The 12,248-nt window shown below is 68.3% G+C and carries 10 protein-coding genes; 7 read left to right on the forward strand and 3 right to left on the reverse strand.

Going from position 1 to position 12,248, the window contains the following annotated elements; translation table 11 throughout:
• The first annotated feature begins 36 nt into the window (after window positions 1–36).
• From typA to VT52_RS16610, 6 genes are all read left to right on the forward strand, one after another.
• A complete protein-coding gene (typA, locus tag VT52_RS16585; RefSeq protein ID WP_046425952.1) occupies window positions 37–1,944 on the forward strand; it encodes a translational GTPase TypA in 1,908 nt (635 codons plus the stop codon).
• Between the two features lie 546 nt (window positions 1,945–2,490).
• Complete coding sequence (locus VT52_RS16590) at window positions 2,491–3,519, forward strand: ABC transporter permease (protein ID WP_046425954.1); 1,029 nt, start codon at window positions 2,491–2,493, stop codon at window positions 3,517–3,519.
• Between the two features lie 155 nt (window positions 3,520–3,674).
• A complete protein-coding gene (locus VT52_RS16595) occupies window positions 3,675–5,483 on the forward strand; it encodes an ABC transporter substrate-binding protein (RefSeq protein ID WP_046425957.1) in 1,809 nt (602 codons plus the stop codon).
• A gap of 83 nt (window positions 5,484–5,566) precedes the next feature.
• Window positions 5,567–6,547 (forward strand): ABC transporter permease, encoded by a 981-nt coding sequence (locus VT52_RS16600; RefSeq protein ID WP_046425959.1) that lies wholly within the window; start codon window positions 5,567–5,569, stop codon window positions 6,545–6,547.
• A 13-nt stretch (window positions 6,548–6,560) separates the two neighbouring features.
• Entirely contained in the window at window positions 6,561–7,583 is a 1,023-nt protein-coding gene (locus VT52_RS16605) for an ABC transporter ATP-binding protein (RefSeq protein ID WP_046425962.1), read from the forward strand.
• A gap of 8 nt (window positions 7,584–7,591) precedes the next feature.
• The gene (locus tag VT52_RS16610; protein WP_046425964.1) at window positions 7,592–8,731 is read left to right on the forward strand and encodes an ABC transporter ATP-binding protein; all 1,140 of its coding nucleotides are present in this window, start codon (window positions 7,592–7,594) and stop codon (window positions 8,729–8,731) included.
• Window positions 8,732–8,767: 36 nt separating this feature from the next.
• On the opposite strand, the gene VT52_RS16615 is transcribed toward VT52_RS16610, so the two are convergent.
• Window positions 8,768–9,511 (reverse strand): class I SAM-dependent methyltransferase, encoded by a 744-nt coding sequence (locus VT52_RS16615; protein ID WP_046425967.1) that lies wholly within the window; start codon window positions 9,509–9,511, stop codon window positions 8,768–8,770.
• A 79-nt stretch (window positions 9,512–9,590) separates the two neighbouring features.
• Here VT52_RS16615 and VT52_RS16620 point away from each other — a divergent pair, with 79 nt between their 5' ends.
• The gene (locus tag VT52_RS16620) at window positions 9,591–9,974 is read left to right on the forward strand and encodes a VOC family protein (protein WP_046425969.1); all 384 of its coding nucleotides are present in this window, start codon (window positions 9,591–9,593) and stop codon (window positions 9,972–9,974) included.
• 146 nt (window positions 9,975–10,120) lie between these two features.
• On the opposite strand, the gene VT52_RS16625 is transcribed toward VT52_RS16620, so the two are convergent.
• Together VT52_RS16625 and VT52_RS16630 are read right to left on the reverse strand one after the other, a co-directional pair.
• Window positions 10,121–11,164 carry an ABC transporter ATP-binding protein gene (locus tag VT52_RS16625; protein WP_046425972.1) on the reverse strand — a complete coding sequence of 348 codons (1,044 nt, stop codon included), beginning with the start codon at window positions 11,162–11,164 and terminating at the stop codon, window positions 10,121–10,123.
• 25 nt (window positions 11,165–11,189) lie between these two features.
• Complete coding sequence (locus tag VT52_RS16630) at window positions 11,190–12,227, reverse strand: ABC transporter ATP-binding protein (RefSeq protein WP_046425974.1); 1,038 nt, start codon at window positions 12,225–12,227, stop codon at window positions 11,190–11,192.
• Window positions 12,228–12,248: the final 21 nt, after the last annotated feature.

The following is a 12,248-nucleotide window of genomic DNA, read 5'->3' on the forward strand; positions in this document are numbered from 1 at the left end:
CAGGGCCTTCTCACCACTTCGGGAGTACGCCGCACTATGGCCACGCGCCACGACATCCGCAACGTCGCCATCGTCGCCCACGTCGACCACGGCAAGACCACCATCGTCGACGGCATGCTGAAGCAGGCCGGCGCGTTCGCCGCCCACCAGCTCGACCAGGTCGACGACCGGGTCATGGACTCGAACGACCTGGAGCGTGAGAAGGGCATCACGATCCTCGCCAAGAACACGGCGGTGAAGTACCACCCCAAGGACGGCGGGGAGCCCATCACCATCAACATCATCGACACCCCCGGCCACGCCGACTTCGGTGGCGAGGTCGAGCGCGGTCTGTCGATGGTCGACGGCGTGGTGCTGCTGGTGGACGCCTCCGAGGGTCCGCTGCCGCAGACCCGGTTCGTGCTGCGCAAGGCGCTCCAGCAGCGTCTGCCCGTCATCCTGTGCATCAACAAGACGGACCGCCCGGACGCCCGCATCGACGAGGTCGTCAACGAGACGTACGACCTCTTCCTCGACCTGGACGCGGACGAGGAGCAGATCGAGTTCCCGATCGTCTACGCCTGCGGCCGTGACGGCGTCGCGTCGCTGACCAAGCCGCAGGACGGCACCGTCCCGGCGGACAGCGACAGCCTGGAGCCGTTCTTCTCCACGATCCTGGAGCACATCCCGGCTCCGGCGTACGAGGAGGGCGCGCCGCTCCAGGCCCACGTCACCAACCTCGACGCCGACAACTTCCTCGGCCGTATCGCGCTGCTCCGCGTCGAGCAGGGCGAGCTGCGCAAGGGCCAGACCGTGGCCTGGATCAAGCGCGACGGCTCGATCGGCAACGTGCGCATCACCGAGCTGATGATGACCGAGGCGCTCACCCGCAAGCCCGCCGAGGTGGCCGGCCCCGGTGACATCTGCGCCGTCGCCGGTATCCCGGACATCATGATCGGCGAGACCCTGGCCGACCCGGAGAACCCGGTAGCGCTGCCGCTGATCACGGTGGACGAGCCGGCGATCTCCATGGTCATCGGCACCAACACCTCGCCGCTGGTCGGCCGCGGCGGCACCGGCAAGGGCGCCGACGCGAAGGCGGCCGTCAAGGACCGCAAGGTCACCGCCCGCCAGGTCAAGGACCGCCTGGACCGCGAGCTGATCGGTAACGTCTCGCTGCGTGTCCTGGACACCGAGCGCCCCGACGCCTGGGAGGTGCAGGGCCGCGGTGAGCTGGCGCTGGCCATCCTGGTCGAGCAGATGCGCCGCGAGGGCTACGAGCTGACCGTCGGCAAGCCCCAGGTCGTCACCCGGGAGATCGACGGCAAGGTCCACGAGCCGGTCGAGCGCATGACCATCGACGTGCCCGAGGAGCACATGGGTGCCGTCACCCAGCTCATGGGCGTTCGCAAGGGCCGCATGGACAACATGTCGAACCACGGCTCCGGCTGGGTGCGCATGGAGTTCGTGGTCCCCTCCCGCGGTCTGATCGGTTTCCGCACCGAGTTCCTGACCCAGACCCGCGGTACCGGCATCGGCCACTCCATCCACGAGGGCCACGAGCCCTGGTTCGGCACCCTCACGACCCGCAACAACGGTTCGCTGGTGGCCGACCGCTCCGGCGCCGTCACCGCGTTCGCGATGACGAACCTCCAGGAGCGCGGCGTGCTCTTCGTGGACCCGGGCACCGAGGTGTACGAGGGCATGATCGTCGGTGAGAACTCGCGCGCCGACGACATGGACGTGAACATCACCAAGGAGAAGAAGCTCACGAACATGCGGTCCTCGTCGGCCGACTCGTTCGAGGCGATCGTCCCGCCGCGCAAGCTGTCGCTGGAGCAGTCGCTGGAGTTCTGCCGCGACGACGAGTGCGTCGAGGTGACCCCGGAGGCCGTTCGCATCCGCAAGGTGAACCTCGACCAGCGTGAGCGCGCCCGCGCCGCGAGCCGCGCCAAGCACGGCTGATCCAGGGCCACTTGAACCCGGGTTCCCCCATGGTGGGGGGACCCGGGTTTTTTGCAACCCGTTTTCCAGTGGTGTATGTCCGACATGCGGAGATCGTTGCCCGATACCCATGTAACAAGTCCGTTTCGCGCCTTCTTCGGGCAGACGCTTTGTCCAGATTTTGAAAGGTCTGGGCGACAGCTGTGACTGAATCGAGATCTACGGGCAGTGGTCGCTGGTTCCGCCCATGGCAGATAGTTAGCCGCGTAGCGCTCGGGTCAATGGGTCACGCGCTGTGGGGACAGTTGCGTCGACTCACGAGCATCAAGGGGTGCCTGAGCCTCCGTCAGGGGTGTCGGAGGCAAGGCCGGAACCCCCTCCTGTAGGTGAACGCGTGCAGTCGTGAGGAGGAACACCCATGTGCGGTGTCATGAGCAGCAGCTGGATCGGTTCTTCGCTTCCCGTCGTGTGACCAGGTCTTTGAACTACGCGCGTCCGCCTTTGGGTTCGCGCGTCCTAGGAGTACCCGGGCACCACTCACACCCATAACTGTGAAACGGACGAACCGTGACAAGTCCTATCGATATGGGGGGCGGCGGAACCACGGTCGTCTCCGGCGAACCAGGGCCGAAGGCGACGGGCGGGGCCCCGCTGACGGGCCGGTCCCCCGGCCAGCTGATGTGGACGCGCTTCAAGCGTGACCGCACCGGCGTGATATCGGCCTACGTGGTGGGCTTCTTCTTCCTGGTCGGCCTGCTCGCGCCGCTGATCTCGAAGCTGTACGGCAAGAACCCGTACACGGTCTACGCGGACGAGCGCCCGGACCTCTTCGACAGCGCCGGCGTGCCGGTGCACCCCAACGGCGGAATCAGTGGCCAGTTCTGGTTCGGTCTCGAACCCGGCAACGGCTACGACGTCTTCACCAAGCTCGTCTACGGCATCCGCACCTCGCTGATGATCTCCGTCGCCGTCACCGTCGCGGTCGTCGTCACCGGCATCCTGCTCGGTGTCGCGGCCGGCTACCTCGGCGGCCGGACCGACTACTTCATCGGCCGGGTCATCGACTTCCTGCTCGCCTTCCCCGCGCAGCTGTTCTTCATCGCGAGCATGCCGGTCGTGGTCTCCCTGTTCGTCAGCCCGCGCGACGAGACGCCGACCTACGTCCGGGTGGTCGCGCTGATCATCGTCCAGTGGTTCCTGGGCTGGATGGGCCTCGGCCGGATCCTGCGCGGCACCGCACTCGCCCTGCGCGAACGGGAGTTCATCGAGGCGGCGAAGGTCAGCGGGGCCTCGCCCTGGCGGATCATCCGCAAGGAGATCCTGCCGAACATCGTCACCCCGCTGCTGGTGCAGGCGACGTATCTGCTGCCCAACTTCGTGACCGCCGAGGCCGGTCTGTCGTATCTGGGCGTGGGCATCGTCGAACCGACGCCGGACTGGGGGCAGATGTTCTCCAAGGCGTCCACCGAACTGGTGATGCAGAACGACATCACCTACATGTTCTTCCCGGGCATCTCGATGATCGTCTTCGTCGTGGCCTTCAACCTGCTCGGCGACTCGGTCCGCGACGCGTTCGACCCCAAGACCGCGCGCTGACCCACGGCCGAAGCCGCCGACGGGGAACGGGCCCGTTCGGCAACTCCTCAGTACCGCACGGCACTTCAGCACTCCTCGTACCACGCCAGAGTCCTTTTCGTACCGGTGGGGCACAGAACGCACTGGTGACACACAGATGGGTGGGAATCCTCGTGATGAGTAGGGGCGGACGCCACGCATACGGCGCACTCTCCGTGCTCGCGGCCGGAGCTCTTGTGCTCACCGGTTGCAGCAAGGGCGGCAGCGACGCGGGCGACAACAAGAAGCAGGACGAGCAGAACGCGCAGCGCCAGCAGGCCTCCATCAAGTTCGGCGACGCGGCCGACTCCACCGGGCCCGCCCCCGCCGTGCCCGGCGCCAAGAACGGCGGCAGCATGGAGGTCCTCCAGCGCGACAGCTACGCGCACCTGGACCCCGCGCAGATCTACGTCAACGACGAGATGACGGTGGCCCAGCTGATCCACCGCGGCCTCACCGGCTACAAGGCGACCAGCAACGACGGCAAGCAGCACGAGGTGGTCGGCGACCTCGCCACCGACTCCGGCACCACCACCGACGGCGGCAAGACCTGGAAGTACACGCTCAAGGACGGCATCAAGTTCGCCGACGGCACACCGATCACCTCCAAGGACGTCCGCCAGACCTTCGAGCGGCTCTTCGCCCCGTTCATCAACCAGGGCCCGACGTACATCCAGCAGTGGCTCGCGGACACCACCGGCACCGGCTACCGCAAGCTGCTGCCCGACGGTCCCTACAAGGGCAAGCACCTGCCCGACAGCGTCCTGTCCACGCCGGACGACAAGACCATCGTCTTCCACTTCCAGAAGCCCCACCCGGACCTGCCGTACGCCCTGGCCATGGCCGGCTACTCCGTCGTCTCCGCCAAGGGCGACACCAAGGAGAAGTACGACAAGAAGCCGGTCACCAGCGGCCCGTACAAGATCCAGTCGTTCAAGTCCGGCAAGTCGATGGTGCTGGTCAAGAACCCCGACTGGGACCCGAAGACGGACCCGATCCGCCACCAGTACGTGGACCGGTTCAACATCACCTTCAACCAGCAGTTCGAGGCGTCCACCAAGGCGCTGCTCGCCGACAGCGGACCCGACAGGACCGGCATCAGCTGGAACAACCAGGTCGACGCGGGCAACCTGTCCGAGGTGCTGCGGGACCCGAAGCTCAAGTCCCGGGTGGTCTCCGGCTACCAGCCGTACGTGGGCCAGATGAACATCAACATGAGCAAGCCCGAGATGAAGGACATCCGGGTCCGCCAGGCCATCGCGTACGCCCTGCCGGTCACCCCCTTCGTCCGGGCCTACGGCGGCACCGACGCCATGGAAGTCGCCGGCGGCCTGATCAGCCCGACCGTCAGCGGCTACGACCCCAAGTTCGACCCCTACGGCAAGAAGAAGAAGCCCGCGGGCGACCCCGCCAAGGCGCACGCCCTGCTCAAGGCGGCCGGCAAGCTCAACATGAAGCTGACCTTCGGCTACATCAACACCCCCGAGGGCCAGCAGTACTCCACCGCCATGGCGGCCGGTCTGAAGAAGGCCGGCTTCGACGTCCAGCGCCAGGAGATCCCGGCCGAGACCTTCTACGACCAGGTCTCCAAGCTGAACAACACCTACGACATCTTCCACACCGCCTGGGGCGCCGACTGGCCGTCCGCCTCCACGGTCCTGCCCCCGCTGTACGACGGCCGGCAGATCGCCGACGGCGCGGCGAACTACTCGCAGGTCAACGACCCGCACGTGAACAGCGAGATCGACCGCATCAACACCATCACCGACCCGGTGAAGTCCGCGGCCGAGTGGGAGAAGCTCGACAAGTACCTCCTGACCAAGGTCATCAACGAGGTGCCGACCGCCTACTACAAGCAGACCCAGATCGCCGGCTCCAAGGTCGGCGGCCTCGTCTACGACGACGTGATCGGCGGCGTCGACCCGCGTCGCCTCTACATCAAGTAACCGTCCTCCGCCGGTACCGGCGCGCCCCACCGCGGGGCGCGCCGGTACCGACCGGACCGCCGACGTCTGAGAGCTGCCCTGTCATGCTGCGCTTCCTCGTCCGCCGGATCATCGGTGCCGTCGTCATTCTGTTTCTGCTGAGCATCGTCACGTTCGTGCTGTTCTTCGGGGTGCCCCGGGACCCGGCGCTGCTGATGTGCGGCAAGACCTGCAACCCGGACAGCATCGCGAACATCCACCATGTGCTCGGCCTGGACAAACCCATCACCGAGCAGTACTGGATCTTCCTGCACAACCTTGTCGCGGGCAGCGACCAGTTCGCCCAAGGGCCCTGCCCCGCCCCCTGTTTCGGATACTCGTACCACACCAACGACCTGGTCTGGTCCACCCTGATGGACCGGTTGCCCACCACCGTCTCGCTCACCCTCGGCGCGGCCGTCTGCTTCCTGGTCGTCGGACTCGGCACCGGCCTGCTCGCGGCGTGGCGCCGCGGCACGCTGGTCGACAAGACGGCCACCGCGGGCGCCATGGTCATCAGTTCGCTCCAGATCTACTTCATCGGCCCGCTCGCCCTCGCGATCCTCGTCTACCAGACCCACTGGTTCGACAAGCCCGCCTACAACGAGTTCACCGGCGACCCGCTGAGCTGGTTCACCGGGCTGATCATCCCCTGGGTGGTGCTGTCCACGATCTTCGCCGCGCAGTACACCCGTATGGCGCGCTCCGCGATGATCGAGCAGCTCCAGGAGGAACACGTACGCACCGCACGCGCCAAGGGCATGTCCCGGAGTTACGTCTTCTTCCGCTACGCCTGGCGCGGCTCGCTGATCCCGATCGTCACCATCTTCGGCATCGACCTCGGCTCCCTGCTCGGCGGCGCCATCATCACCGAGTACACCTTCGGCCTGCCGGGTCTCGGCCAACTCGCCGTGCAGTCCGTGTTCTTCAGCGACCTGCCGCTGCTGCTCGGGGTGATGCTGTTCGCCGCCACCATGATCCTGGTCTTCAACATCGTCGTCGACGCCACGTACGCCTTCATCGACCCGCGCGTGCGGCTGTCCTAGAGGAGAGACACCCATGAGCACCCCTCTCCTGTCCGTGCGGGACCTGCACGTCAGCTTCAAGACCGAGGACGGCGTGGTGCGGGCCGTGGACCGGCTCTCCTTCGACCTGGATCGGGGCAGGACGCTCGGCATCGTGGGCGAGTCCGGCTCGGGCAAGTCGGTGACGAACCTGACCGTCCTCGGCCTGCACAACCCGATGTTCACCACCGTCGAGGGCGAGATCCTGCTGGACGGGCAGGAGCTCACCACCGCCCGCGAGTCCGAACTGGAGAAGCTGCGCGGCAACAAGGTCGCCATGATCTTCCAGGACCCGCTCACCGCGCTCTCCCCGTACTACACCGTGGGCCGGCAGATCGCCGAGCCGTACATGAAGCACAACGGCGCCACCAAGAAGGACGCCTGGGAACGCGCCGTCGAGATGCTCGGCAAGGTCGGCATCCCCAATCCCCGCCAGCGGGCGAAGGACTACCCGCACCAGTTCTCCGGGGGCATGCGCCAGCGCGCCATGATCGCCATGGCCCTGATCTGCGACCCCGACCTGCTCATCGCGGACGAACCGACCACCGCGCTCGACGTGACCGTGCAGGCGCAGATTCTCGACCTGTTGAAGGACCTGCAACGGGAGTTCGGATCGGGCATCATCTTCATCACCCACGACTTGGGGGTGATCGCCGACATGGCCGACGACATCATGGTGATGTACGCGGGCAGCGCGGTCGAGCGGGGCACCACCGCACAGGTGCTGCGCTCGCCCCGGCACCCGTACACCTGGGGTCTGCTGAACTCCATGCCGCGCCTGGACTCCGACACCGGCGTGCGGCTGTCCCCGATCCTGGGCACTCCGCCCTCCCTGCTCACCCCGCCGTCCGGCTGCCGTTTCCATCCGCGCTGCGCCTTCGCGGACCGGGTGGCGGGAGCGGGCCGCTGCACCACCGAACGCCCACCGCCGGCCACCGACCGGGCCTCCGCCTGCCATCTGACCGCAGACCAGAAGCGCACCATCTTCATCGAGGAGATCAAGCCCCGCCTGGGCTAGGAGGACACATGAAAGAGGACCTGGTCCTCCCGGCCCAGCGCACGCAGGGCCCCGGTACGGACGGGGAGCGGCTGCTGGAGGTCAAGGGACTGACCAAGCACTTCCCGGTCAAGGGCGGCTTCCCGATCCGCCGCACCGTCGGGCAGGTGCAGGCCGTGGACGGCATCGACCTGACCGTGCACACCGGCGAGAGCTTCGGGCTCGTCGGCGAGTCGGGCTGCGGCAAGTCGACCACGGGCCGGCTGATCACCCGGCTCATGGAGCCGACCGCCGGCACCGTCACCTATCGCGGCCGGGACATCAGCCACGCCTCGCGCAAGCAGCTGGCGCCGATCCGCTCCGAGATCCAGATGATCTTCCAGGACCCGTACTCGTCGCTGAACCCGCGGCAGACCGTCGGCTCCATCATCTCCGGGCCGATGGAGATCAACGGCATCGATCCGCAGGGCGGCCGCGAGAAGCGGGTCCGTGAGCTCCTGGAGATCGTCGGGCTCAACCCCGAGCACTACAACCGCTTCCCGCACGAGTTCTCCGGCGGCCAGCGCCAGCGCATCGGCGTCGCCCGCGCGCTCGCTCTGGAGCCGAAGCTGATCGTGGCGGACGAGCCGGTCTCCGCGCTGGACGTCTCCATCCAGGCACAGGTCGTCAACCTGCTCCAGCAGGTGCAGAACGACCTGGGCATCGCCTTCCTCTTCATCGCCCACGACCTCGCGATCGTGCGGCACTTCTCGCAGCGGGTCGCGGTGATGTACCTCGGCAAGATCATCGAGGTGGGCGACCGCGACTCCATCTACACCCGGCCCCGCCACCCCTACACGCACGCCCTGCTGTCCGCTGTGCCCGAGGTCAGCCTCACGGACGAGGAGACGGGCGGCCGCGAGCGCATCCGCCTCGCCGGTGACGTGCCCTCGCCCATCTCCCCGCCCTCCGGCTGCCGTTTCCGCACCCGCTGCTGGAAGGCGCGGGACCAGTGCGCGACGGAGGAGCCGGCGCTGGTGCGGATCTCCGGCAACCACGAGGGCCACCTGACGGCGTGCCACTTCCCGGAGGAGCCGACGACCGAGGGCCGGCAGGAGGACATCGTGCTGGATCCGGCGCTGGCGGCCCTGGAGGAGGCGGCGTCCGACGACGGGGAGGAACGGGCGTGACGACGGGGGGCGGGCCCGTCCGTGTGACCTTCGCGGTCAGGCGGCGGGCGTCGCCACGGTGATGATCTCGGGGGCGGCGGGCGTCAGCGGCCGGCCGTCCCAGTCGCCGTACTGCTCCACGACGGCGAGCCCCGCCGCCGCGAGGAAGCCGGCCAGCGAGCCGGGGTCCAGGAAGCGCAGCACGCTGCGGCTGACGCGGGGGACGGGCCAGCGGTCGCTCTCGTAGGTCTCCGTGAACCGCACCCGGTCACCCTGCGGGCCGCCGTCCAGCACCTCGTGCGTGACCCGTACGGGGGTCCCGTCGGCGGCGACGGCCTCGTACGCCCGGTCAGGCGTCCAGCGCTCCCAGGCCCGCGCGGCGGGGTTCCTGACCTCGAACACGAACCGCCCGCCGGGGCGCAGCGCCTCGCGCACGGCCCGCAGGCAGCCGCGGATCTCCTCGTCCCCGACCAGCGCCTGGAAGGCGTGCCCGGTCATCACGACGAGGTCGAACTCCGGGTCCCACCGGCGCACCCGGGTGTCCCCGAGCACCCACTCCACGTCCTGCCCGGCCGCGCGGGCCTGCACGAGCATGGCGGCGGCCGGATCCAGCCCCATCAGCCGCCCTCGGTGCCCCTCGGCCCGAGCCCTGCGCAGCAACTGCCCGGTACCGCAACCGATATCGAGCACATCGCCCGCCCGCCGGACGAGCCCCAGATAGAAGTCGTCGCCCGGCCCCCAGGGGTTGAGGCTGTCGTACAACGCGGCGAGCGAAAGATCAGCGAACGAGTGATCCACCACCGCGGCAGTGTGCCATACCTTGCTGGACGGCACACGTGAATTGGAGCGATGTGCCCTGAGGGGGGAGGGGAGTTGGGGCATGCTGCACCACGTCGAGCTGTGGGTTCCGGATCTGGACCGGGCGGTCGTCTCCTGGGGGTGGCTGCTGGGCTCCCTCGGCTGGGAGCCGTACCAGGAATGGCCCGCCGGCCGCAGCTGGCGGCTGGGGGAGACCTATCTCGTGGTCGAGCGGTCGCCCGCGCTGCGGCCCGGCGCCGGGCACGACCGGATGCGGCCGGGACTCAACCATCTGGCCTTCCGGGCCCCGGGGAGGGGGGCCGTCGACGCCCTCGCCGACCAGGCGCCCGCGCACGGCTGGACCCCGCTGTTCCCCGAGCGGCATCCCTACGCCGGAGGTCCCGGGCACTACGCCGTCTATCTGGAGGACGCGGACGGGTTCGAGGCGGAGGTCGTCGCCGGCTGAGCACCGGGGGGCCGGGTACGGCGAAGGCCCGCGTCTTGGGGAGACGCGGGCCTTCTGTTCCCGTGGAGCGGACGTTCGGGTGGCTCGGGTCAATGGGCCGGTGAAGTCCGTTCCGGCGAGGGAGCGGCCGACGGAAAAGGGGTGTGTCAGGCCGCCGCCTCGGGGTCCTTGGCAAGACGCGGAGCCGGGATGGTCTCCGGCGCCTCAGGATAGTGGCACGCCGTGAGGTGGCCGGGCTTGTTGCCCTCGACCTGGACCAGCGGCGGCGCGTCCGTCGCGCACTTCTCGGTCGCCTTCCAGCAGCGGGTGCGGAAGCGGCAGCCGGAGGGCGGGTTGATGGGCGAGGGCACGTCGCCGACCAGGCGGATGCGCTCGCGCGGCTCCTCGTCCACCGTCGCCTCGGGCACCGCGGACAGCAGCGCCCGGGTGTAGGGGTGACGCGGGTTGTCGTACAGGTCCTCGCGGTCGGCGATCTCCATGATCTTGCCGAGGTACATCACCGCGACGCGCTGCGAGAAGTGCCGCACGATCGCGAGGTCGTGGGCGATGAAGACGAAGGCGATGCCCAGCTCCCGCTGGACCTTCTGGAGCAGGTTGACGACCTGCGCCTGGATGGAGACGTCCAGCGCGGAGACCGGCTCGTCCGCCACGATCAGCTTCGGCTCCAGAGCGAGCGCGCGGGCGACGCCGATGCGCTGGCGCTGGCCGCCGGAGAACTCGTGCGGGAAGCGGTTGTAGTGCTCGGGGTTGAGCCCGACGATCTCCAGGAGCTCACGGACCCGCTTCTCGCGGCCGCCCTGCGGATCGATGCCGTTGATCTCCATCGGCCCGGAGATGATGGAGCCGACGGTCTGCCGCGGGTTCAGCGAGGCGTACGGGTCCTGGAAGATCATCTGGATCTCGGACCTGATCGGCGCCAGCTGCTTGCGGCCCGCGTGCGTGATGTCCTGGCCCTGGTACTTGATCGTGCCGGCGGTCGGCTCCATGAGCCGGGTGATCAGCCGGCCCGTGGTCGACTTGCCACAGCCCGACTCGCCGACGAGGCCCAGGCTCTCGCCCGCGGAGACCTGGAAGTCCAGCCCGTCCACGGCCTGCACGGCGCCGACGGTCCGCCGGATCGGGAAGCCGCCCTTGATGGGGAAGTGCTTCGTCAGCCCGGAGACGTCCAGGAGGGGGTTCGTGTTGCTCATGATCGTGAAGTCCCGTCTGCGTCCGTCAGTTGTGCCGGGTCGCGGCGAAGTCGGCGAAGAGTTCCTGCTTCTGCTCGGTGGTGAGGTGGCAGGCCGAACCCCGGCCGTCCACGATCTCCAGCAGAGGGCGCTCGCTTGAGCACTTGCCGCCCGACACCTTCTCGGCGAAGGCGCAGCGCGGGTGGAAGCGACAGCCGGACGGCGGGTTGAGCAGCGACGGCGGCGCACCCGGGATCGGCGTCAGCGGCACGTCGACCGGGCCGGTCAGGCTCGGCATCGAGTTCAGCAGGCCCAGCGTGTAGGGGTGCTGCGGGTCCCGCAGGACCTCCTTCTTGGTGCCGCGCTCCACGCACCGGCCGCCGTACATCACCAGCACGTCGTCGGCGATGTCCGCGATCACGCCCAGGTCGTGGGTGATGAAGATGATCGCGGTACCGAACTCCTGCTGGAGATCCTTGAGCAGGTCCATGATCTGCGCCTGCACGGTCACGTCGAGGGCCGTGGTCGGCTCGTCGGCGATCAGCAGCTCGGGGTCGCAGACCAGCGCCATGGCGATCATCGCGCGCTGGCGCATACCGCCGGAGAACTGGTGCGGGTAGTCGTCCACCCGCATGTCCGGCTGCGGGATCCCGACCCGGCGCAGCATCTCGATGGCGCGCTTGCGGGCCTCGGCCTTGCCGCAGCCCGTGTGCTTCCGGTAGGTCTCGGCGATCTGGATGCCGACCGTGTGGTACGGCGACAGCGAGGCCAGCGCGTCCTGGAAGATCATGGACATCTTGTTGCCGCGCAGCCGCTCCATCTCACGCTCGGTGGCGGTGAGCAGCTCCTGGCCGTCGAGGAGGATCTCGCCCTCGATCGACGTGCGGGCCGGGTCGTGCAGGCCGAGGATGGTCAGGTTGGTGACCGACTTGCCGGAGCCCGACTCGCCCACGATGCCGAGCGTCTGACCCTTAATCAGGTCGAAGCTGAGACCGTCGACGGCCTTGACGACGCCGTCCTCGGTCGAGAAGTGGACCTTTAGGTCCTTGATCGAGAGGAACGGCTGCTGATCGGTGCTCGTCACGGGGACGCTCCTGGGGGTGAT

It is taken from the genome of Streptomyces malaysiense (genome assembly GCF_000980885.2).
GTDB classification, from domain to species: Bacteria; Actinomycetota; Actinomycetes; order Streptomycetales; family Streptomycetaceae; genus Streptomyces; species Streptomyces malaysiense.